Source organism: Vibrio rumoiensis, from assembly GCF_002218045.2.
In the GTDB taxonomy this organism is placed as follows: Bacteria; Pseudomonadota; Gammaproteobacteria; order Enterobacterales; family Vibrionaceae; genus Vibrio; species Vibrio rumoiensis.
In genome coordinates this window covers 1,968,308-1,990,490 of sequence record NZ_AP018685.1, presented here as the reverse complement: position 1 = coordinate 1,990,490, position 22,183 = coordinate 1,968,308, and the positions used below count along the sequence as shown (strand labels likewise).

Sequence of the window (22,183 nt, the reverse complement as noted above, 5' to 3'; positions counted from 1 at the left end):
CTACTTTCTGATATGAATCAAATTAGGTAGAATAGCCCCATCCAAATCAGTGACGAAAACGTTTGCTTTGCGTCGTTGGCTGTATTTTTACGAAACTTACCGTTTTTATAGACCTTTCGGGTTTTTTAGGAATTATCAGATAATCTGAACCAGGAGATACAAATGCTTAAGCGTGATATGAACATTGCGGATTACGATGCGGATCTTTTTACCGCAATTCAGGAAGAAACTCTTCGTCAAGAAGAGCACATTGAGCTTATCGCTTCAGAAAACTACACCAGCCCACGTGTAATGGAAGCCCAAGGTTCTCAGCTAACGAATAAATACGCTGAAGGTTATCCTGGTAAGCGTTACTACGGCGGTTGTGAGTTCGTCGATAAAGTAGAAACTCTAGCGATTGAACGTGCTTGCCAATTGTTCGGTGCAGAATACGCAAACGTACAACCTCACTCTGGTTCTCAAGCGAATAACGCAGTTTACATGGCGCTATTGAATGCCGGTGATACGGTATTAGGTATGAGCCTAGCGCACGGTGGTCACTTAACTCATGGTTCTCCTGTTAACTTCTCTGGCAAGCTTTATAACATCATTCCTTACGGCATTGATGAAGCGGGTCAGATCAACTATGAAGAAATGGAAGCATTAGCGGTTGAGCACAAACCTAAGATGATCATCGGTGGTTTCTCAGCGTATTCTCAAGTGTGTGATTGGGCACGTATGCGTGAAATCGCAGACAAAGTTGGTGCTTACCTATTCGTTGATATGGCGCACGTTGCCGGTCTTATTGCTGCTGGTGTTTACCCGAACCCAGTACCGCATGCGCACGTTGTGACAACGACAACCCATAAAACATTAGCTGGCCCACGTGGTGGTTTGATTCTTTCTAATGAAGGTGAAGATCTTTATAAGAAGCTAAATTCAGCAGTATTCCCAGGTGGCCAAGGTGGCCCTCTAATGCACGTGATCGCGGCAAAAGCGGTTGCTTTTAAAGAAGCACTAGAGCCTGAGTTTAAAGAATACCAAGCGCGCGTTGTAGCAAATGCTAAAGCGATGGTGGCTGAGTTTATCGCACGTGGCTACAACATCGTGTCTGGCTCAACAGAAAACCATTTATTCCTTGTTGACCTTATTGACAAAGACATTACCGGTAAAGAAGCCGATGCTGCTCTAGGTTCAGCTAACATCACAGTAAACAAAAACTCAGTACCAAACGATCCACGTAGCCCATTTGTAACGTCTGGTATTCGTGTCGGTTCTCCATCAATTACTCGTCGTGGCTTTACAGAAGAAGACGCGAAAAACCTTGCTGGCTGGATGTGTGACATTCTAGACAACATGGGTGATGAGTCTGTGATTGAAGCAACCAAAGCAAAAGTATTAGAGATCTGTAAGCGTAAACCGGTTTACGCATAATATTTCTGCATAAAAAGGGGCGATTTTTGCGCCATAGCTGAGTCGGAATCTCGTGACTCGAATCTAGGGCGCTTCGCTTCTCGAATAAGATAAAACCCAGTCAGAAATGGCTGGGTTTTGTTTTTTGGAAAAAAAGCCTCAGCTTGAATATTCAAACTGAGGCTTTAAGATTTTCTCGAAACTCGAAACTCGAAACTCGAAACTCGAAACTCGAAACTCGAAACTCGAAACTCGAAACTCGAAACTGAATTTAGTCGTCTTTATTAATGCTGATCATTGAGCCAGATTTACATTTGAACATGTAATAACGAGAGCTTTCGTTAAATTGGCCAAGCCCTTCGCCTGAACAGTAAGAAGCATTCAGATCACGCATGGTGTCTAATGTCTTAGCGTTGTCCATCGCAAACTTAGAACCGTCAGCACAAACGATACGGACTTTACCATCATCGCTAGTTGAGAATACTTTGACTTCAGTGTTACATAGCTCAAACGATGCATCTAAGTAATTATCTTCTTGGGTGGTGCTTGAACAACCTGACAAGGCCAATACTAGCAATCCAGCTAATCCTACATATTTCATATTGCTACTTCCTATATTTATCCGTCGAGATAATCGGATTAAAATGTGAATGATTGCTAGAGCCTAGAGTGGTGGCTAGGCAATCACTGAAACTGTAGTAAGTGTAACCTTATCGCCAACTTTGCTCAACTTAGGGACAAAATTTATTCGATAATGCCGAAGAAGCCTATGTGTGCGGTCGCTAAGCCTAGGGATTTCGGATAAACTAACGAAATAACAATAAATATAGCTTTCAAGGGAGATAGCATGCACTGCCCATTTTGTTCTGAAAATGATACCAAGGTGATCGATTCACGTTTGGTTGCCGATGGCCATCAAGTTCGCCGTCGTCGCCAATGCCTTGCTTGTAGTGAGCGTTTTACCACTTTTGAAAGTGCTGAATTGGTGATGCCGAAAGTCATCAAAACCAATGGTAATCGCGAACCTTTTGATGAAGATAAAATGATTGGTGGCATTCAACGTTCACTGGAAAAGCGTCCTGTTAGTGCCGATGCGGTTGAGCTATCGATCAGTACAATTAAATCGAAGCTGCGTGCAACTGGCGAGCGTGAAGTACCGAGTGAAATGATTGGCAATCTAGTGATGGAACAACTGAAAATATTAGATAAAGTGGCTTATATTCGTTTTGCTTCTGTTTATCGAAGTTTTGAAGATATTCGAGAGTTTGGCGAAGAGATCGCACGCTTAGAAGATTAATCGTTTTGCCTTCAGCTTCAGATATTGGAATAAAGTCATGACTCAAACCGTATTCTCCTCTTTTGATTATAAAATGATGACGCAAGCCATTGCTTTGGCTAAACAAGGTACCTATACCACTGCACCCAATCCTAATGTGGGATGTGTGATTACAAAAGAAAAAACGGTGATAGGGCAAGGCGCGCATTTGAAAGCGGGTCAACCTCACGCGGAAGTTCATGCTCTTCGTCAAGCCGCTGATCAAGCAAAAGGGGCAACGGCTTACGTCACTTTAGAACCGTGTTCTCATTATGGGCGAACGCCACCGTGCGCTGAAGCGTTAATTAAAGCGCAAGTCGCTCGGGTCGTGTGTGCTATGCAAGATCCTAACCCACAAGTGGCTGGACGAGGGGTTCAAATGTTGCGTGATGCTGGCATTCAAGTGGATGTCGGTTTGCTTGAGCAAGATGCCATTAATCTCAACCCCGGTTTTATTAAACGAATGAAAACCGGAATGCCTTTTGTACAATTAAAACTTGCGGCAAGCCTTGATGGTAAAACCGCGCTCGCTAATGGTGAAAGCCAATGGATTACCGGTGCTAAAGCTCGCCAAGATGTACAAGCTTACCGAGCCAAGGCTGGCGCCATTCTGTCAACGGCCAAGACGGTGATAGATGACGATGCTTCTTTAAATGTCCGCTGGCAAGAACTCCCGAATTCAGTTCAGGCGGTTTACCAAAAGGATTTAGTACGCCAACCTATTCGCGTGATATTGGATCGCCAAGGTCTGCTGCAAGACGCTCAATATTCTGATTTAAAGTTATGGAAGAATGAAGGGGATGTTTTAGCTGTCCATGATCCATTAATAGAGTCGCCACTTTCGCTTAAGTCTTACCAACAATTTGTTGCTGCAAAAGTAGTGAATCAACAATTTGAGCTCCCCGCACTGTTAAAACAATTAGCCGATGAACACAATATTAACCACGTTTGGGTTGAAGCTGGTGCGCAGTTAGCGGCGAGTTTCATTGAGAAAAATTGTGTCGATGAATTGATTGTGTATTTAGCACCTAAGCTGATGGGTACCGATGGGCGTGGTTTAACTCAACTATGTGGCCTAAGCTCAATGAGCGATATTATTGAGCTTGATATCAAAGATGTGCGCATGGTAGGCAGTGATATTCGCTTAACCGCGGCCATCAAAACAAAATAGAATTTAAATAAGAAAGAGACGTTATGTTTACAGGAATTGTTGAAGCGGTCGGTACTATCTTGGCGATTACTCCTAAAGGTGAAGATGTCACCATTAAGGTTGATGCGGGTAAGCTCGACATGTCGGATGTGCACTTAGGTGACAGCATCGCAACCAATGGTGTTTGCCTGACAGTAGTGGAATTTGATCAGCGTAGTTACAGCGCGGATTTATCGTTAGAGACTCTCAAGCGTACTGGTTTTTCACAGTACCAAGTGGGCGAGTCAGTCAACTTAGAAAAAGCCATGCTACCTTCGACTCGTTTTGGCGGACATATTGTTTCTGGGCACGTTGATGATGTTGGTGTCATTGTTGATCGTCAACCCATTGGCCGAGCAATGGAATACTGGATTGAAGTGCCAACGCATTTATCCCGTTATATTGCAGAAAAAGGCTCGGTTACCATTGATGGTATTAGCTTAACGGTCAATGATGTACGCAAAAATGCCTTTAAAATCACCATCGTTCCGCATACTTCTCAAGAAACAACCGTTAATAGTTTCGTGGTTGGACGAAAAGTCAATTTAGAAGTCGATGTGATCGCTCGCTATTTAGAGCGATTAATTACCGGTAAAGCGGAAGCAGAAGAGACGCCAGCTTCTCGCGTTACTATGGACCTATTGCAAAAAAATGGATTTGCTTAACCTTAGTTAATTTAACTTTATTTTCGGGTTATTTGCAGCCGAATAAAGCATCAGCAGAATAGTTAGGAATCAAATATGCCAATTAGCAGCTCAAAAGAAATTATTGATGATATTCGTTTAGGTAAGATGGTTATCTTGATGGATGATGAAGACCGTGAAAATGAAGGTGATCTTATCATGGCCGCTGAGCATGTCACGCCAGAAGCGATTAACTTTATGGCCACCCATGGTCGTGGTTTGATTTGTTTAACTCTGACCAAAGAGCGTTGTCATAATCTAGGTTTGCCGCCAATGGTGCAAGATAATAACGCTCAATACACCACCAACTTTACTGTTTCTATTGAAGCGGCAGAAGGCGTCACAACCGGTATTTCTGCCGCGGATCGCGCGGTTACGGTTCAAGCAGCAGTAGGGAAAAATGCTAAAGCAGCAGACCTTGTTCAACCTGGCCATATCTTCCCACTAGCGGCGCAAGAAGGTGGGGTATTAACCCGTGCTGGTCATACCGAAGCTGGCTGTGATTTAGCGCGCCTTGCCGGTCTAGAACCTGCTTCCGTTATCGTTGAGATTTTAAATGATGATGGCACCATGGCTCGTCGTCCGGATTTAGAAGTGTTTGCTGAAAAACATGGCATTAAATTAGGCACCATTGCTGATTTGATTGAATACCGCAACAATACTGAAACCACCATTGAGCGTGTCGCGGAATGTAAACTACCGACCGAATTTGGTGAGTTTGATTTAGTGACTTACCGCGATACGATTGATAGTCAAATCCACTATGCATTACGTAAAGGTAATGTAACGGATAATGCTTGTTTAGTTCGAGTGCACTTGCAAGATACCTTTACCGACTTATTACACTCTAACCGTTCAAGCGATCGTAGCTGGTCTCTAGAAGCAGCGATGAAGCGTATTCACCAAGAAGGTGGAGTTCTGATTATTCTTGGTAAGGAAGAAACCGCAGAATCAATCATCCATAAAGTGAAAGTATTTGAGCAACAAGATAATGCTACTGCCCCTGTGATGGCCAAAAAGCAAGGCACTTCACGCCGAGTCGGTGTGGGTTCTCAGATCCTTGCGGATTTAGGCGTAAAAGACATGCGTTTATTATCGTCATCAGATAAGCGCTACCATGCACTATCCGGTTTCGGCTTGAATGTTGTGGATTATGTAACAGAATAACGTTTTTCGGAATCTCGTTATTCGTTGCTTGAAAAAGCTTTTATTCGAGTTACGAGCTTCCGAGCAACGAGAAACGAATTACCAATAGATATCACTCACAATTTTGTGGTAGAATCCGCCGATTCTCACTCTCTAGAAAACAGTTAAAGGATAACTTATGAAAGTAATCGAAGGTGCTTTTGCCGCTCCTAATGCAAAAATTGCTATCGTTATTTCTCGTTTTAACAGCTTTATTAACGAAAGTTTACTTTCAGGTGCGATTGACACATTGAAGCGTCACGGCCAAGTAAGCGATGACAACATTACCGTTGTTCGTTGCCCTGGTGCTGTTGAATTGCCTCTTGTTGCACAACGTGTAGCAAAAACGGGCAAGTTTGATGCGATTGTTTCACTTGGCACGGTTATCCGTGGTGGTACACCACACTTTGATTATGTATGTAGTGAGTGTAATAAAGGTTTAGCTCAAGTGTCTTTGGAATATAGCCTTCCAGTTGCATTTGGCGTATTGACTGTTGATACCATCGATCAAGCGATTGAACGCGCAGGCACCAAGGCTGGTAATAAAGGGCAAGAAGCTGCTCTTAGCGCACTTGAGATGATCAACGTTCTTAATGAAATTAATTAATTTTTTGCAATCTAATTCCTAATGGGGGCTCGCGTGAAACCAGCCGCACGTCGTAATGCACGTCAATTCGCTCTACAAGCGATATATTCTTGGCAAGTCACTAAAGAAAATGTGGCAACAATTGAACATCAATTTCTAACCGGTGAAAAGTATGATGAAGAAGAACATCATGCTGGCGAGCCTAGCTTAAAAGCACCTGAGACGGATGTTGCTTATTTTCAAGACTTACTGTCAGGTGTCGTGAACACTAATATGGAATTAGACAGCAAGCTTCGCCCATTCCTTTCTCGTCCAATGCAAGATTTGGATATGATGGAACTCGCGTTACTTCGTCTAGCGATGTATGAAATGACTAAGCGTGATGATGTACCGTATAAAGTGGTGATCAACGAAGCAATTGAGCTAGCAAAAGTATTTGCAGCAGAAGATAGTCATAAGTTCATCAACGGTGTGCTTGATAAAGCAGCACCGCACGTTCGCAAAAAGTAATTTCTGCGAATTGTTAATCAAGGTCAGCCAAGTGCTGGCCTTTTTTGTATAATCACTGTCACTGAATTTAATCGAGTTAAGCCCATGTCCGGTGAATTTAATCTCATTGATAAATATTTTGCTCATCGCCAAGCGAATCGACAAGATGTTGATTTAGCTTTGGGGGATGATTGCGCTTTAGTATCGCCACCGGAAGGGTATCAACTGGCCATTAGTACCGATACGGTGGTGTTAGGTACACATTTTTTAGCGAATGCTGATCCTTCTGCTGTTGCCTATAAAGCATTAATGTCCAATATTAGTGATTTGGCGGCAATGGGAGCCACGCCCGCTTGGTTTTCAATGGCAATCAGTTTGCCTGAAATTGATGAAGCATGGTTAGCACCTTTTTGTGATTCAATGTTTACGCTTGCCGATGCTCATCATTTACAGCTAATCGGTGGGGATACCACCAAGGGACCTCTGAGCATTTCCTTTACCATTCAAGGTTTGGTGCCAAAAGGAAAAGCACTTACTCGCAGCGGTGCTCAAGTGGGGGATTGGATTTTTGTAAGCGGAAATCTCGGTGACAGTCAGGCTGGCTTAAGTGTTATTCTCAATCCTGAGGCTACAAATAAACCTCATGCGAAGGAATTAGTGTCACGTCACTTTTATGCCCAATCTCGAATTAAGCTTGCTGAGCGACTGCGTGATCATGCCACGAGTTGTATTGATATTTCCGATGGGGTGATGTCCGATCTCAAACATGTGCTAAAGCGTTCAAACGTGAGTGCCCAAGTAGAGATTACCCAACTGCCTATTAGTGATTTGGCAACGGACTTTTTCGGTGATACTCAACAAGCCCAATTGGCCGCATTACAAAGTGGTGAAGAATATGAATTGTGCTTTACCATTTCAAAGCAAGATAAACCTCTGTTAGATGAAATCGCGCAACAGGTCGGTTGCCTGTTAACTTGTATTGGGCAGGTTACTGAAAACCAGCGGGACGCTGAGCATACTATTCAATTACTTCGAAATGGTTTGCCTATCCAAGAAGATGATCTGGCAAGGCAAGTTCATGGATTTGATCACTTTAATTAAAATAACAATATAGAAGGCATAACATGTCGCAACCATCCCGTGGGGTAAACCCTATTGAGCGAATTAAATTATCTAACCCGTGGCACTTATTAGCGGTTGGGTTTGGTAGTGGTTTATCTAAAATTGTTCCCGGAACCATGGGAACACTTGCATCCATTCCCTTTTACTTATTATTGGTGCAGTTGCCTGCGATGGCTTATTGTGTGGTCGTCGTATTGGCGGCTTTAGTTGGCATTACCATTTGCCAAAAAACCTCTGATGATATGCAAGTGCATGATCATGGTGCGATTGTTTGGGATGAGTTTGTCGGATTTTGGATCACCATGAGTGTGGTGCCTTTGATGGGACTACCGCATTATGATTGGCAAACTTTGCTGATTGGTTTTGTGCTATTTCGAATTTTTGACATGGTGAAGCCGTGGCCGATCAGCTTATTGGATCGCCATGTACATGGTGGGTTTGGCATTATGATCGATGATGTGTTAGCTGGCGTTTTTGCCGCCATCAGCTTATGGCTGCTGGTATTGTATTACTAATACCAATTGAACTATCGTGCGATTGGGAAATAGTTTGATAGAAAGGAATAAATAATATGTCGAAGAAAGTGTATTGTGTGGCGCAGTTTTTACCAAAAGAAGGCAAACTAGACGAACTGTTTACGGTACTTCAAGCACTAGAGCCAAATACTCTGCGTGAAGATGGATGCTTACAATATGTGGTGACGCGTCACCGTACTAGCCCATTTGCCGGTGGCGAAAGCTACCCAATTGCATTTCATGAAATTTGGGCAAGCAACGAAGCGTTTGAAGCGCACTGTCAACGTCAAGAAATTGCCGACTTCTTCCAACAACAATGCGTGGCAGAAACAGGCTTAGTAGAGAAATCAAATGTCGCGGTTTATACCGATGAACCAAACAACTTTGACGCGCCTAAGTTTTAAAGGTTTATTGAACCAATAAAAAATGGCCCGGTAGTGATAAGACTATCGGGCCATTTTTATCTACTCTTGAAGCTAGTTCAAATAAGCTTTTATCTGCTTTTCAATCCCTGCGGCATCTAAACCAAGTTCTTGATACAACTCATCTTGAGTGCCTTGATGTACAAAGCTATCAGGTAAGCCTAGTTGCAATACAGGTTTAATTTGCTTGCGTTGCATGAGAAGTTCAATCACCCCAGAGCCTGCACCGCCGGCAATCACGTTTTCTTCTAACGTAACCAGCACATCGTGATCTGCTGCGAGTTTAAGCACTAATTCTTCATCCAGTGGCTTAACAAAGCGCATATCGGCAACGGTCGCATCAAGATTGTCGGCAGCTTTTAATGCTTCAGGTAAGAAGGTCCCGAAAGATAAAATGGCAATTTTCTTAGTCGAGCCTTCTTTAACAATACGACCTTTACCGATTTCAAGTTCAGTCATATCAGCTTGAATCTCTGCGCCACAACCCGAACCGCGAGGATAACGGACTGCACTTGGACCTTGGTGTTTATGGCCAGTGTAAAGCATTTGACGACACTCATTTTCATCACTTGGTGCCATGATCACCATGTTTGGAATGCAGCGCATAAAGCTTAGATCAAATGCGCCTTGGTGAGTCTGACCATCTGCGCCAACGAGGCCGGCACGGTCAATGGCAAACATCACAGGCAAATCCATAATGGCCACATCGTGGATCAATTGATCGTAACCACGCTGTAAGAAAGTTGAGTATATCGCCACAATCGGGTGTTGCCCCGCAATCGCCATACCTGAAGCAAGCGTGACAGCATGCTGTTCGGCAATCGCCACATCAAAATATTGCTGTGGGAATTCTTTGGAAAAACGTACCATGCCAGAGCCTTCACGCATTGCCGGGGTAATTGCCATGAGCTTTGGATCTTGGGCAGCCATATCACATAGGAAATCACCAAACACTTTAGAGAAGGTCGGTTTACCGCCACTGCTTTTCGGTAGGCAGGTTTCTTTTGGGTCAAATTTAGGTACGCCGTGATAACCAATCGGATCTTTTTCCGCAGGTTCATAGCCTTTGCCTTTTTTGGTCATCACATGTAAAAACTGCGGGCCCTTTAAACTGCGCATGTTTTTCAGTGTTTTAACGAGCTCTTTCACGTCGTGTCCATCGACTGGGCCGATGTAATTAAAACCAAGCTCTTCAAACATGGTTCCCGGTACGACCATGCCTTTTAGATGTTCTTCAGTACGACGAACTAGCTCTTTAATTGGCGGGACATTCGACAGCACTTTTTTGCCGCCTTCACGAATTGAAGTATAAAAGTTACCCGTCAGTAGTTGTGCCAAATGATTATTTAATGCCCCGACGTTTTCTGAGATCGACATTTCATTATCATTTAGGATCACGAGCATATCCGCATGCACATCACCAGCGTGGTTCATGGCTTCAAAGGCCATACCTGCGGTGATGGCGCCATCACCAATCACACTCACAACTTTACGGTCTTTACCTTCTTTTTGTGCGCTAATTGCCATGCCTAACGCGGCGCTTATCGAGGTCGAAGAGTGACCGACTGATAAGGTGTCATATTCACTTTCACCACGCCATGGGAAAGGGTGTAAACCGTCTTTTTGACGGATAGTTGGCATGCGTTCACGGCGACCCGTTAAAATTTTATGCGGATAGGCTTGATGGCCGACATCCCAAACAAGTTGATCAAATGGCGTGTTATAAACGTAGTGTAGTGCGACTGTGAGTTCAACCGTGCCTAAACCTGATGCTAAGTGTCCGCTTGATTGGCTCACTGAGTTAAGCAAATAGGTACGCAACTCATCACAAAGCGGTGATAAGCTTTCTTTTGGTAAAGTACGCAACTCGTCAGGAGTATTGGCGAGTGCGAGTGTTGGGTACTTTGATATATCAAGAGTCATAAAATTTAGCGCTTAGTGATGTTCGTTTTTATTATATTAATGGCTGCGCTCGACGGCGTATCGGGCGAACTCTTCGAGTGACTGAGTATTGTAAGGCACTGCCTGCAAAGCTTGAAGCGCTTCTTGTAACAAGTCTTGCGCTTTTTGCATGGCTCCTTCTAATCCTAGCAGAGCAGGATAGGTACTCTTATTTAAATTTTGATCGGAACCTTGAGGTTTCCCTAACGTTTCAGTGTCGCTAATGATATCAAGAATGTCATCTTGAACTTGGAAAGCTAGCCCAACGGCTTCAGCGTAGCGATCGAGATGTGGCAGCACTTCAATGCCTTTATCACCAGCGCAAAGTGCTCCCATACGGATAGCGCATTTAATCAGAGCCCCCGTTTTGTTTCTGTGGATGTCTTCTAATTCTTCAATACTGACTAAACGATTTTCCGCTTCTAGATCGAGTGATTGTCCCATGCACATGCCAAGAGAGCCTGACGCATTGGCCAGTTCTTTGATTAATTGAATGCGATAGGGCTCACTACTTGGAGCTAATGAACCTTCTGCCAAAATAGTAAACGCCAGTGTTTGCAGCGCATCACCGGTTAAAATTGCCGTGGCTTCATCAAATTCAATGTGGCAAGTCGGTTGGCCTCGACGCAGCTCATCATCGTCCATCGCGGGCAGATCATCATGAATCAGTGAATACGCATGAATACACTCAATGGCTGAGGCCGCAGTATCAAGATCTTCTAAGCGTAAACCAAACATCTGCCCAGTAATATAGACTAAGTATGGGCGTGCACGTTTGCCACCAAGCAAAAGGCCATAGCGCATGGCTTTGGTTAACGTTTGGTTTTGATGCGGAATACTATCTAGCCATAAATTTAGCTGTTTATTGTTTCTTGCTTGATAGTCAGCCAGTGCAATGCTCATATTAAAGGTCACTTTCAGGGTCAAAAGGAATCAGCTCTGATTCATCATCATCTTTTAACAGAATCTCAACGCGTTGTTCTGCTTCGGTCAATTTGGTTTGACTAGAGCGAGCAAGAGCAATTCCACGCTCAAATTTCTTTAATGCGTCTTCCAAATCTAAATCGCCATTTTCAAGTTGATTAACTAAAGCATCTAGCTCGGTTAAGGACTCTTCAAAGCTCATGTTTTCAGGTTTTTTGCTCGCCATGTTGATTCTGCTTATATAGATGATCTGGAAAGGGTCAATTGTATTTGACCTACAGGCGGTGAAACAAGGGTTAATCTGCTTTTTATCCTAAAATCGATAGGAAATTGTGGCTTAGAGTGGTGATAGTGGAAATACATTCCGCCTAGGTGAATTGTCGTGTATAATTTTGCGCCTTAGTTTTGGCGTTATCTGCATTGCATTTAGCCATAACGTCGAATAATCCGATAAAAAGTGAATCATGATATGAAGTTTATTGTAAAGCCCCATCCAGAAATCTTTGTTAAAAGTGACTCGGTTCGTAAGCGTTTCACTCGCACACTGGAGCGTAATCTTCGCAATATTATCCAGCGCGAAACAGAATCTGTTGCGGTATTAAACCGTCGTGATCACATTGAAATCGCTGCCAATAGCGATGAATATTACGATAAAGTGCTTGAGATCATAACGCATACACCGGGTATTCATCACTCGCTTGAAGTGTTGCAGTCAGATTTTACTGATTTGCATAATATCTACGAGCAAGCGCTAGAGCAAAGCCGTGACCTGATAGAAGGTAAAACCTTCGTGGTGCGTGTTAAACGCCGTGGTCAGCATGATTTTACTTCTATTGAAGTTGAGCGCTATGTCGGTGGTGGCCTAAACCAAGCGGTTGAGTCAGCAAAAGTAAAATTGACTAAACCAGAAGTAACGGTCAACTTAGAAATTTCGAATGATAAGCTAAACCAAGTGATCGCTCGTCATAAAGGTTTGGGTGGCTTCCCTCTTGGGACTCAAGAAGATGTATTGAGCTTAATCTCTGGTGGATTTGATTCCGGTGTTTCAAGCTATCTTCATATTAAGCGTGGTTCAAAAACCCATTACTGTTTCTTTAATTTAGGTGGGCCTGCGCACGAAATCGGCGTGAAGCAAGTAGCGCACTTCTTATGGAAGAAATACGGTTCTTCAGCCAAAGTGAAGTTCATCGCGGTGGATTTTGAGCCTGTAGTCGCTGAAATTCTTGAAAACGTTGATGACGGCCAAATGGGCGTAGTACTGAAACGTATGTTTATGCGCGCAGGTGGCATGGTTGCTGAGAAGTTCGGTATTGAAGCGTTAGTAACCGGTGAGGCGTTAGGTCAAGTATCAAGCCAGACGCTAACTAACCTACGTTTGATTGATAATGTGACCGATACATTGATTCTTCGTCCTCTGATCAACTGGGATAAAGAAGACATTATCAACGTTGCTCGTCAAATCGGTACTGAAGATTTTGCCAAAGTGATGCCTGAATACTGTGGCGTGATTTCTAAAAAGCCAACGGTGAAAGCGGTGAAAGCCAAACTTGAAAAAGAAGAATTGAATTTTAACTTCGATATTCTTGAGCAAGTGGTCTCCAATGCTCGTGTGATGGATATCCGTGATATTGAAACCGAAAGCCAAGAGCAAGCGCCGGAAGTAGAACAAGTTGCCGAGATTGCTCAAGAAGCGGTTGTACTTGATATTCGTAGCCCAGATGAAGAGGATATGAATCCATTAGAAATTGATGGTGTTGAGATTAAACATCTACCTTTCTACAAGCTAGCAACTCAGTTTGGTGATTTAGATCAGAGTAAACAATATTTATTGTACTGTGACCGAGGCGTGATGAGTCGTTTGCAAGCTTTGTACCTTAAAGATTTAGGCTATAACAACGTAAAAGTGTATCGCCCTTAATTATTGTCAGATACTTATTAATCATACTTAGATAAGACGTCGACTTTTTAGTCGGCGTTTTTTATATGAGAATTAGGGGCATAAGGTTCTTGATGAGCGGCATTAAGATAAAGAGCAGTGGCAAAAGATAATATCGCAGACATAAAAAAAGCACAGCTAGAATAAATCTAACTGTGCATAAATTTGATTCACTATCAAATAATCAGGACACAAGGGTAATGAGGGAGTATTACCACTGCATCATAAAACTCAAAAGAGTTAATGCAAACACAACATTAGCATTAGTCAATCACAGATTTACAGGTTTGAAATAAATGCTGTAACTCATTAATGTGTGATGAAATATAGAGTTTTAATGGCAGTTCAGCAATGGACAAATTATAATGCTTCGCATGAGAAAAATTAATGCATAATAATGTCGTTAATCTTATGCAAACAATCCTGTCATTTTTGGCTAATAAGGTTTGAACTATGGCTAGACGTTTACCCCCTTTGAATTCATTACGTGTGTTTGAAGCCGCGGCCCGATACCTGAGTTTTACTCGTGCTGCTGAGGAGCTTTTTGTGACTCAAGCGGCGGTCAGTCACCAGGTTAAAGCATTAGAAGAGTTTTTAGGTATTAAGTTATTCCGACGTCGTAATCGTTCTTTATTACTCACGGAGGAAGGGCAAAGCTACTTTTTAGATATTAAAGATATTTTTACTTCAATTTCTGATGCAACTGATAAAGTGTTAGAACGCAGTGAAAAAGGTGCGTTAACTATTAGCTTAACCCCAAGCTTTGCGATCCAGTGGTTAGTGCCTAGGCTGGCAGACTTTAATCAACAAGAGCCAGATATCGACGTTCGCATTAAAGCGGTGGATATGGATGAAGGGCTTCTATCTGATGATGTTGATGTGGCGATTTATTATGGTCGCGGTAATTGGCCGGGTGTTCGCGCTGATAAGTTGTATTTAGAATGCTTGATCCCGGTATGCTCTCCGCAGTTGTTATTAGGCACTAAACCATTAAATTGTTTAGCGGATATTAAACATCACACCTTATTGCATGATAGCTCACGTAAATATTGGAAGCAGTTTACTAAAGAGAACAATCTTGATGGTGTTAATGTTAATCATGGACCGATCTTTAGTCACTCGACCATGGTGATTCAAGCCGCTATGCACGGTCAAGGTATCGCGTTAGTGAACAATGTGCTTGCGCAACCTGATTTGGATTCTGGCCGTTTAGTGCAGCCATTTGATGAAGTATTGATCAGTAAAAATGCCTTTTATGTGGTGTGCGATACCAAGCAAGCCGATGTGGGACGAGTGGCCACTTTCCGTGATTGGATGCTAAGCAAGGCGGCGAGTGAGCAAGATCAATTACTTGATGAGATAGGTGAAGATATCACTGAAAATATTACGCATGAAGTAAGTGATGATGTAAAAAATACCGAGGAAAAAATATGACAGTAACCAGGCAGCCTTGTGAGCATTCATTCATTATTGATGGAGATGACAATGCTAAGGTCACGTTATTATTTGCTCATGGTGCAGGCGCTGGTATGGAGCATGAGTTCATGGCTGACATGGCTCAACAACTAGCGGCTCACGGAATTCGTGTGGTGCGGTTTAACTTTCCTTATATGGTGATTCGTTCGCAAGAGGGGACAAAAAGACCACCGGATCGTGCTCCGAAACTATTGGCGGATTTTGAAGAAAAAATTAATACGTTTCACCGCGAAGAGCAGCATTTGTTTCTTGCGGGGAAATCCATGGGCGGGCGAATGGCCAGCCATTTGTCGGAACATCCTTTGGTAAGCGGGATTATGTGTTTAGGCTTTCCTTTTCATCCGTCGGGTAAGCCAGAAAACTATAAAGGCGAACATTTAGTTAGTCTCACTAAACCGACCTTAATTTTGCAAGGTGAACGCGATACGTTTGGTACAAAAGAAGAGTGCCAGTCATTTGCTCTGTCTGATTCTATCGAACTTGATTTTATCCCTGATGGTGACCACAGTTTGAAACCTCGAGTGAAGTCAGGTTTTACCGAACCAGGTAATCGAGCACTGGCCGTGAACAAAATGATGGCGTTCATTAACCAACATACTCAAACAAAATAAGAGAAAAATATGTCTATTTCACAATGCAGAGGGCAGAAGATTCTCGCCTTTGCTGGCTTTTCAGGAGTCATCACGGTAGCACTTGGTGCCTTTGCGGCACATGGTTTATCGCATCGTTTGCCTGAGTATTTACTTGGCGTATTTAAAACGGGAGTACAATACCAAGCGTGGCATACTTTTGCTTTGCTCACTTGTGGTTTGATTTTGATGATCACTGCGCCGAATTCGGCGTCTCAGACACCTGAATACTCAGAGAAAGGGCGTAAAGGTGTGGCATATGCTGCTATTTGCTTTATCATCGGCATCCTTTGTTTTAGTGGCAGTCTATATGCGCTGGCTTTAACTGGGATAAAATGGTTTGGCCCAATTACCCCATTAGGTGGTGTGTTTTTTATGTTGGGCTGGATTATCTTCGCTCTATCCGTTTTACGATTAAATAAGGTGACACTGTGAAACACGTTTTACTTTACTGCCGTTCTGGTTTTGAAAAAGAATGCGCAGGAGAAATCCAAGATAAAGCCAATAATTTAGAGATTTTTGGCTTTCCCCGTGTGAAAAGATTATCGGGTTACGTGCTTTTCGAGTGTTACCAAGAAGGTGATGCGGATAAGCTGATCAAACTTCTCGACTTTAAGGCGCTGATTTTTGCGCGTCAAATGATCGCCGTTTCTGATGCATTAACTGATTTGCCGACAGAAGATCGTATCTCTCCAATTCTAGCGGCGATTGAAGCGCAAGATAAATTCCCAACTTGTGGTGATATTCGCATTGAAACGCCGGATACCAATGAAGCGAAAGAACTGCTGAAATTCTGCCGTAAGTTTACAGTGCCTATGCGAAATGCGTTGCGTGGTAAAGGTTTCTTATTTGCAAAAGATAATGCTAAAAAACCGGTGTTGCATATTTGTTTTGTAGCGCCCGGCCATTGCTATGTTGGTTATTCATTATCACAAAATAACTCCCAGTTCTTTATGGGCATTCCTCGTTTAAAATTTCCATCGGATGCGCCAAGCCGTTCAACCTTGAAATTGGAAGAAGCGTTTCATGTTTTCATTCCGAAAGAAGAATGGGATACCCGTTTAGCACCTGGTATGTGGGCGGTGGATTTAGGAGCTTGTCCTGGCGGTTGGACTTATCAGTTAGTTAAGCGCTCTATGTTTGTGCATGCGGTGGATAATGGCGCGATGGCACAAAGTTTAATGGACACTGGCCAAGTGAAATACCATGCGGCTGATGGTTTTAAATTTGAGCCAGCGAAAAAGAATGTGACCTGGTTGGTGTGCGACATGATCGAGAAACCGTCTCGCGTGGCACAATTGATGGGTGAATGGTTGATTCGTGGCTTGGCCAAAGAAGCCATTTTTAACTTAAAACTGCCGATGAAAGGCCGTTACGATGAAGTATTGGAAGACATTGAAAACTTAAAGATCTTTTTTAAAGAAAATGATGTGCTTTTTAAACTGCAAGCGAAACATTTGTATCATGACCGTGAAGAAATTACCGTTCATGTGCAGATTCTAAAAAATATTTCGCCGTATTGATTTACAGCGAGCGCTGCGCTTCTTGGGCGCTTCGCTTATCGTGGCTCGTATCTTGATGGTATGAGCCACTAATTCAATTATTCTTTTTATCTTTTTCGAATCTCGAGTAGCGCAGCGTCCTAGCTACGAGCCTCGTTAACAAACCTCACATCCTGCAAATTAAACCCTAGCTTCATATCTGTTTGTAGAGCAGCTATGCGCTTGCAGGTACGTGCCAGTTCAATGTGCTCATCAAGCTTCTTACGATATTTGGGCACCAAATCTTCGGCGGCATAAGCGGCTTCAATATCACCATATTGTTGCAATATTTCCTTGGCGGCTTTTGGTCCGATCCCCGGCACACCAGGAACTTTACTTGAGCTAATGCCCACTAATCCCCAATAATCGGCAAGTTGCTCGGGTTTGACGCCAAATTCTTGTTCAATAAACGGGGCATCTAACCAACGATGTTGGAAATAATCACGAATTTGAATATTGGGTGAGAGTAGTTGGCAGTAGCCTTTATCGGTTGAAATGATGGTGGCTTTTTCTCCTGCTGAAGCGACCTTGTATGCAAGAGTTGCCACTAAATCATCGGCTTCGTCGCCATCAGAGAGTAATGAATCAATACCAAGTTCCCACCAAGCGGATTGGATCTTTTCTAAACCAGTAAGGAGAGGGGCAGGCATCGGTTTTCGGTCTTCTTTATAGCTAGGTAGCACTTGAGCTCGCCAGCCTCTATCTTGCAGGTGATGATCAAAGACGGCAATGATATGAGTGGGTTGTGATTCAGCCAAAATCTTATTGATGGTTCGGCTGGTGGTCGTAATCGTACGGTCAATATCGTTGGGATCAGGTTGTGCGGAATGCACTCGACGGATCAGGTTGAGGGCATCGATGATCACCAGATGAATTGACATAACTTCTCCTACGCAGCATATAAAATGGCTCTGACTTTTCGTGTAAGTCAGAGCCATTGTAACAAACTCATGTTCGTTGAGGTCGATTTTTTAGTTTGGATTAACGCGCAATGCGATAGCAGGGAATGTACTCAGAGCCGGGTAGTTTCATCCGTTGCTGTTCAACAAAGTCGTTCAATAGTGTATCCATTTTTTCCATCAAATTACGGTCGCCATCAATAATGAATGGACCGTGCTTTTTGATTTCACGAATACCTTCCGATTTTACGTTACCTGCCACAATACCAGAGAAGGCTTTGCGTAAATTGGCCGCCAGTTTTTCCGCTGGTTGGTCTAGGTGTAAATCCAGAGCCGCCATTGATTCATGCGTGGGCTCAAATGGGGCTTGGAAATCCGCAGCAATGTGTAGGGACCAGTTGAAGCTATAAGCATCTTCGTGAGCTTTACGGTGTTCTTTGACTTTCGGCATGGCGTCTTTAATGATGCGCGCCGCTTTGGCCGGATCATCAATCACGATTTGGTAGTGTTTTTGCGCCTCAGGCCCAAGCGTATCGTGAATAAACTGATCGATAGAGCGGAAGTAAGCTTCACTTTCTTTTGGTCCAGTAAGTACTAATGGCAAAGGTTGGTCGGCATTATTTGGATGCATCAATATACCTAAAATATACAGCAACTCTTCGGCGGTACCTGGGCCACCTGGGAAGATGATAATTCCGTGTCCTAAGCGTACAAACCCTTCTAATCGCTTCTCGATATCAGGCATGATGATCAATTCATTGACGATTGGGTTTGGTGGCTCTGCGGCAATAATTGAGGGCTCAGTTAAACCAATATAGCGCTGGTTAGAATAACGCTGTTTGGCGTGTCCAACGGCCGCACCTTTCATTGGACCTTCCATGGCGCCGGGACCACAACCGGTACAAATATTCATTTCTCGTAAACCAAGTTCATTGCCCACTTCACGAGTATATTGGTATTCGATAGGGTTGATAGAGTGGCCGCCCCAACAAACGACAAGGTTTGGCTCAGTGCCCGGTTGTAGTGCCTTGGCATTACGTAAAATACCAAAGACTAAGTTAGATATTTGCGTGGAGTCGGTTAGATGTAGACGCTGACTTTCCGCTAATTGTACATGCAAGAAGACGATATCACGCAGTACGGAAAATAAGTGAGATTGAATGCCTTTGATGATGGTGCCATCAACGAAAGCATGTTCAGGTGCATCGGTTAACTCAAGTTTAATGCCACGCTCGCGGCGGAGAACTTCAATTTCAAAAGATTCGTTTAATTTAAGTAACTGCTCAGAATCATCAGTATGGCTACCGGAGTTTAAGACGGCAAGTGAACAGCTACGATAAAGTTGATAAAGATCGCTAGAAGCGGCCTTTTTTAGCTTGCTCACTTCTAATTGAGACAATAAATCTAAACTGCCCATTGGGCTAATTTGAGTAATCATGGAAAGCTCCTTTTCACCGATTATGAATTATGATTGTTTCGGTAGGTGCTTTCACCTTACACAGGTTTTGTTAACTGCGCCATATGTGGGCAATAATATTTATCGGTAAGCCTGTGATCTATTTGACATTGTTTACACTTTAAAGCTTGATCGTTAAAGATTTAAGCTGCTTTCGTCATTACGCAAAATAGCTTTGGCTAACTCATCGTGACCACCGGAAGTGTGGATTTTTATTAACCCTTGCTCGACCGCTTGCTCACAGGCATGACGAATGTCTTTACTGGCGAAACTGGCAGCAGGCGCATTTTCTATTGCCGATAGCTGTACCCAATAAGACGATTTATCTGGATAACGTTTTTTGATTTTACGTGCGAGATAAATCGCTATAAATAAAATATCGATGAGTTCTTTATCATTAATTGCAGTATAAGCACGAGGTAAAAATGGGTATTCAGCCATGCCCATTCTAAAGCGTCGGTCGATATTTTGATTCGGCTCAAATTGGTCGATCCAAGTTTGGATTTTATGACAAAAATAATCTGGCGTATTTTGCGTGTCGCTTTTGGGTTCTATATAGAGAAATAATCCATCAGAGAAGTGATAAAGGCGTGCAGGCTTAATAATAAGGTCGGTCATATATTCGCCAAATTGCTTTTCAATTTCAAGTCCGGCTTTGTAACCTTGTTTCAGGTATATGTTACGTAAAAAAGGAAAATCAAACATAACAAAATTCAGACGGTCACTTAATGGTTCATTAATGAGTTCACCGAGTCGCCATTGTTCGAATACCGCATTACTTCTTTCTAATGATTTCGGTAGTTTGGCATTTAATAACTTGAGATTTTGCAGGCCAGATCTTGGGTGTTGATATAAATCGATAGTTTGAGTTTCGACCTCTTCACGCATTTTTTGGATTAGGTAACCACGGCGAACCACTAAGCAAAGTAAAATGAAAGCCACTATGATCGAGATAACTGTCGCTCGCTGATATTTTGCATATTGGTCATTGAGGTAAATTAAGTTGTCTTCCAAGCCTGTGTAATGAAGGGATTTTTCGATAATGTCTTTTTGTTGGCGAAACACATCTTCGTTAATCGCATTAAATTGATCTTGTTGGCTTTGCCATAGACGCAGGTATTGTTGCTGCATGAGCAATGCTTGTTGGTAATCTTTCTTCTGTTGGTAAGCTTCAGATTGCACTTGATAGGCTTGCATTTGCAGAGGCTTATTTTGTATTTTTTCTGCAATAGCTAATGCTTTTTTACTCTCGGATAGAGCGGTTTCGGTCTGGTTTTTAGGTAAAGAAAGCCCTGCACTTAATAATAAGGCTTCTGATTTTAACTGTTGGTTATCAGTCTGTTCAACTAGGATTTTAGCTTGTTCTAAATAAGTTTCAGCATGGGTTAAATCAAAAAGCTTTAGGTAAGTTTTAGCGATATCGAGCCTGAGTTTAATGACATGTTCGATATTTTTTTGATTGGTCTCATTGTCCAAAACATTCAAGTAATTCACCAAAGCTAAATTGTATTTACCTTGCTTGAAGAAAATATCCGCCATTAATTTAACGGTATTGGAGAGTGGTATTGAATGTGGGTAATTGTCATAAAAATCAGCCGCTTCAGTCGCATGTTCAATCGCTTTATCAAACACTTGACGAGTGTAAAATAGTTTTGCAAGTAACAGGTTTGTTCTGGCGAGTTCAACGCTGTCACTTTCTTTAACCGCTAACCAATAGGTAGTTAAAAGTTCGGTTAACGACTGGTCATATTGATCTTGAAATAAATAGTACTGACCTAATCGTAAGTGATAATCGATAGTCAGTGCCGTGGTTTTAGCACTATTTAAGTAATGATAAGCTTGCTGGAAGGCGGTTTTGGCTTTGACTTCATTTCCCATGTAGCCATTCATCTCAGCTTGTAGCATGTTGATTTGATATAGGGTTTCTTGCTGCCAATTTTTATTGGTCGTCTCTTTTTGTACTTGCGCGGAAATCTCATTAAGGTGGTTTTGTACCCTTTCTAGATCTTTGGTCCATTGCCAAAGTAATTGCGCATAGGCCAGTTCGGTTGTGATTAATGGCTGGGTAACTTGATATTCTTTTGCTAAAGCTTCCGCTTTTTTCAAAGTAATAAACGCTAGGTTTTGCGAGCCTAATGCGTAGTAGGCACTCGCCATGATCTGTAGAGCTTCAATTGACGTTGAAGGTGTGCGAATGGTTTTTTCACTGCCTTCTCTCGATAAGGTGTAATCCTGACTTTTGGTTGAAACGAGTTTTCGCTTAGAAATATATTGTTTGGTGATCTCGAGGGATTGCTCAGGGTTTACGGTGAGCAGTTTATGCGCTTCATTGAGAATAGGAGAAAGATAGACCTTGGCCTGAAGCGCAGAGCTGAATGTCAGCATAAGAGCGATACATATCCAAAGGATCTTTTTCATAATTACAATATCTCTAAGAAGCGGTACGAAATGAATGATACCCAATCACTTGAAGTGCACACAGT

22 protein-coding genes are annotated in these 22,183 nt (G+C 42.7%); 15 read left to right on the top strand and 7 right to left on the bottom strand.

Annotated features, from left to right (window positions below; all coding sequences use genetic code 11):
* Nucleotides 1-162 precede the first annotated feature (162 nt).
* Nucleotides 163-1,413 (top strand): serine hydroxymethyltransferase, encoded by a 1,251-nt coding sequence (gene glyA, locus VRUMOI_RS09150; protein ID WP_089140547.1) that lies wholly within the window; start codon nt 163-165, stop codon nt 1,411-1,413.
* 250 nt (nt 1,414-1,663) lie between these two features.
* On the opposite strand, the gene VRUMOI_RS09145 is transcribed toward glyA, so the two are convergent.
* Entirely contained in the window at nt 1,664-1,993 is a 330-nt protein-coding gene (locus tag VRUMOI_RS09145; RefSeq protein ID WP_089123403.1) for a hypothetical protein, read from the bottom strand.
* A 246-nt stretch (nt 1,994-2,239) separates the two neighbouring features.
* Here VRUMOI_RS09145 and nrdR point away from each other — a divergent pair, with 246 nt between their 5' ends.
* The 9 genes from nrdR to VRUMOI_RS09100 all read left to right on the top strand — a co-directional run bounded on the left by nrdR (nt 2,240) and on the right by VRUMOI_RS09100 (nt 8,880).
* Nucleotides 2,240-2,689 (top strand): transcriptional regulator NrdR, encoded by a 450-nt coding sequence (gene nrdR, locus VRUMOI_RS09140; RefSeq protein ID WP_089140548.1) that lies wholly within the window; start codon nt 2,240-2,242, stop codon nt 2,687-2,689.
* A 37-nt stretch (nt 2,690-2,726) separates the two neighbouring features.
* Nucleotides 2,727-3,878 (top strand): bifunctional diaminohydroxyphosphoribosylaminopyrimidine deaminase/5-amino-6-(5-phosphoribosylamino)uracil reductase RibD, encoded by a 1,152-nt coding sequence (gene ribD, locus VRUMOI_RS09135; RefSeq protein ID WP_089140549.1) that lies wholly within the window; start codon nt 2,727-2,729, stop codon nt 3,876-3,878.
* A gap of 23 nt (nt 3,879-3,901) precedes the next feature.
* Nucleotides 3,902-4,561, top strand: coding sequence for a riboflavin synthase (locus VRUMOI_RS09130; RefSeq protein ID WP_089140550.1), 660 nt, complete (start codon nt 3,902-3,904; stop codon nt 4,559-4,561).
* A 75-nt stretch (nt 4,562-4,636) separates the two neighbouring features.
* Nucleotides 4,637-5,746 (top strand): bifunctional 3,4-dihydroxy-2-butanone-4-phosphate synthase/GTP cyclohydrolase II, encoded by a 1,110-nt coding sequence (ribBA, locus tag VRUMOI_RS09125; protein WP_089140551.1) that lies wholly within the window; start codon nt 4,637-4,639, stop codon nt 5,744-5,746.
* 157 nt (nt 5,747-5,903) lie between these two features.
* The gene (gene ribH, locus VRUMOI_RS09120; RefSeq protein WP_027696879.1) at nt 5,904-6,371 is read left to right on the top strand and encodes a 6,7-dimethyl-8-ribityllumazine synthase; all 468 of its coding nucleotides are present in this window, start codon (nt 5,904-5,906) and stop codon (nt 6,369-6,371) included.
* 21 nt (nt 6,372-6,392) lie between these two features.
* The gene (gene nusB / locus VRUMOI_RS09115) at nt 6,393-6,860 is read left to right on the top strand and encodes a transcription antitermination factor NusB (RefSeq protein WP_089140552.1); all 468 of its coding nucleotides are present in this window, start codon (nt 6,393-6,395) and stop codon (nt 6,858-6,860) included.
* 84 nt (nt 6,861-6,944) lie between these two features.
* Complete coding sequence (gene thiL, locus VRUMOI_RS09110; protein ID WP_089140553.1) at nt 6,945-7,940, top strand: thiamine-phosphate kinase; 996 nt, start codon at nt 6,945-6,947, stop codon at nt 7,938-7,940.
* A 23-nt stretch (nt 7,941-7,963) separates the two neighbouring features.
* Nucleotides 7,964-8,476 (top strand): phosphatidylglycerophosphatase A, encoded by a 513-nt coding sequence (gene pgpA / locus VRUMOI_RS09105; protein WP_089140554.1) that lies wholly within the window; start codon nt 7,964-7,966, stop codon nt 8,474-8,476.
* Nucleotides 8,477-8,532: 56 nt separating this feature from the next.
* On the top strand, nt 8,533-8,880 hold the full coding sequence (locus VRUMOI_RS09100) for a putative quinol monooxygenase (RefSeq protein ID WP_089140555.1): 348 nt from the start codon (nt 8,533-8,535) through the stop codon (nt 8,878-8,880).
* A 72-nt stretch (nt 8,881-8,952) separates the two neighbouring features.
* On the opposite strand, the gene dxs is transcribed toward VRUMOI_RS09100, so the two are convergent.
* The 3 genes from dxs to xseB are packed head-to-tail and all read right to left on the bottom strand — an operon-like array spanning nt 8,953 to nt 11,989.
* A complete protein-coding gene (dxs, locus tag VRUMOI_RS09095; RefSeq protein WP_089140556.1) occupies nt 8,953-10,821 on the bottom strand; it encodes a 1-deoxy-D-xylulose-5-phosphate synthase in 1,869 nt (622 codons plus the stop codon).
* Between the two features lie 36 nt (nt 10,822-10,857).
* Nucleotides 10,858-11,742: a (2E,6E)-farnesyl diphosphate synthase gene (ispA, locus tag VRUMOI_RS09090; RefSeq protein ID WP_089140557.1), complete on the bottom strand. Its 885-nt coding sequence runs from the start codon at nt 11,740-11,742 to the stop codon at nt 10,858-10,860.
* Between the two features lies 1 nt (nt 11,743).
* The gene (xseB, locus tag VRUMOI_RS09085; protein WP_089140558.1) at nt 11,744-11,989 is read right to left on the bottom strand and encodes an exodeoxyribonuclease VII small subunit; all 246 of its coding nucleotides are present in this window, start codon (nt 11,987-11,989) and stop codon (nt 11,744-11,746) included.
* Nucleotides 11,990-12,232: 243 nt separating this feature from the next.
* On the opposite strand from xseB, the gene thiI reads away from it, so the two are divergent.
* The 5 genes from thiI (at nt 12,233) to rlmM (ending at nt 17,327) form a co-directional block, all read left to right on the top strand.
* Nucleotides 12,233-13,681 (top strand): tRNA uracil 4-sulfurtransferase ThiI, encoded by a 1,449-nt coding sequence (gene thiI, locus VRUMOI_RS09080; protein ID WP_089140559.1) that lies wholly within the window; start codon nt 12,233-12,235, stop codon nt 13,679-13,681.
* 471 nt (nt 13,682-14,152) lie between these two features.
* Nucleotides 14,153-15,133: a transcriptional regulator GcvA gene (locus tag VRUMOI_RS09075; protein WP_231897443.1), complete on the top strand. Its 981-nt coding sequence runs from the start codon at nt 14,153-14,155 to the stop codon at nt 15,131-15,133.
* The gene (locus tag VRUMOI_RS09070) at nt 15,130-15,786 is read left to right on the top strand and encodes an alpha/beta fold hydrolase (RefSeq protein WP_089140560.1); all 657 of its coding nucleotides are present in this window, start codon (nt 15,130-15,132) and stop codon (nt 15,784-15,786) included. Before VRUMOI_RS09075 ends, VRUMOI_RS09070 begins: the two co-directional genes overlap by 4 nt.
* 9 nt (nt 15,787-15,795) lie before the next feature.
* Nucleotides 15,796-16,239: a DUF423 domain-containing protein gene (locus VRUMOI_RS09065; protein WP_089140561.1), complete on the top strand. Its 444-nt coding sequence runs from the start codon at nt 15,796-15,798 to the stop codon at nt 16,237-16,239.
* Complete coding sequence (gene rlmM / locus VRUMOI_RS09060; RefSeq protein WP_089140562.1) at nt 16,236-17,327, top strand: 23S rRNA (cytidine(2498)-2'-O)-methyltransferase RlmM; 1,092 nt, start codon at nt 16,236-16,238, stop codon at nt 17,325-17,327. The genes VRUMOI_RS09065 and rlmM overlap by 4 nt, the downstream gene beginning before the upstream one ends.
* Before the next feature lie 119 nt (nt 17,328-17,446).
* Here rlmM and xni read toward each other — a convergent pair whose 3' ends face one another.
* The 3 genes from xni to VRUMOI_RS09045 all read right to left on the bottom strand — a co-directional run bounded on the left by xni (nt 17,447) and on the right by VRUMOI_RS09045 (nt 22,118).
* Nucleotides 17,447-18,226 (bottom strand): flap endonuclease Xni, encoded by a 780-nt coding sequence (xni, locus tag VRUMOI_RS09055; protein WP_089140563.1) that lies wholly within the window; start codon nt 18,224-18,226, stop codon nt 17,447-17,449.
* 100 nt (nt 18,227-18,326) lie between these two features.
* On the bottom strand, nt 18,327-19,682 hold the full coding sequence (gene ppnN / locus VRUMOI_RS09050) for a nucleotide 5'-monophosphate nucleosidase PpnN (protein ID WP_089140564.1): 1,356 nt from the start codon (nt 19,680-19,682) through the stop codon (nt 18,327-18,329).
* A gap of 153 nt (nt 19,683-19,835) precedes the next feature.
* Nucleotides 19,836-22,118 (bottom strand): tetratricopeptide repeat protein, encoded by a 2,283-nt coding sequence (locus VRUMOI_RS09045; protein ID WP_162598357.1) that lies wholly within the window; start codon nt 22,116-22,118, stop codon nt 19,836-19,838.
* Nucleotides 22,119-22,183 lie beyond the last annotated feature (65 nt).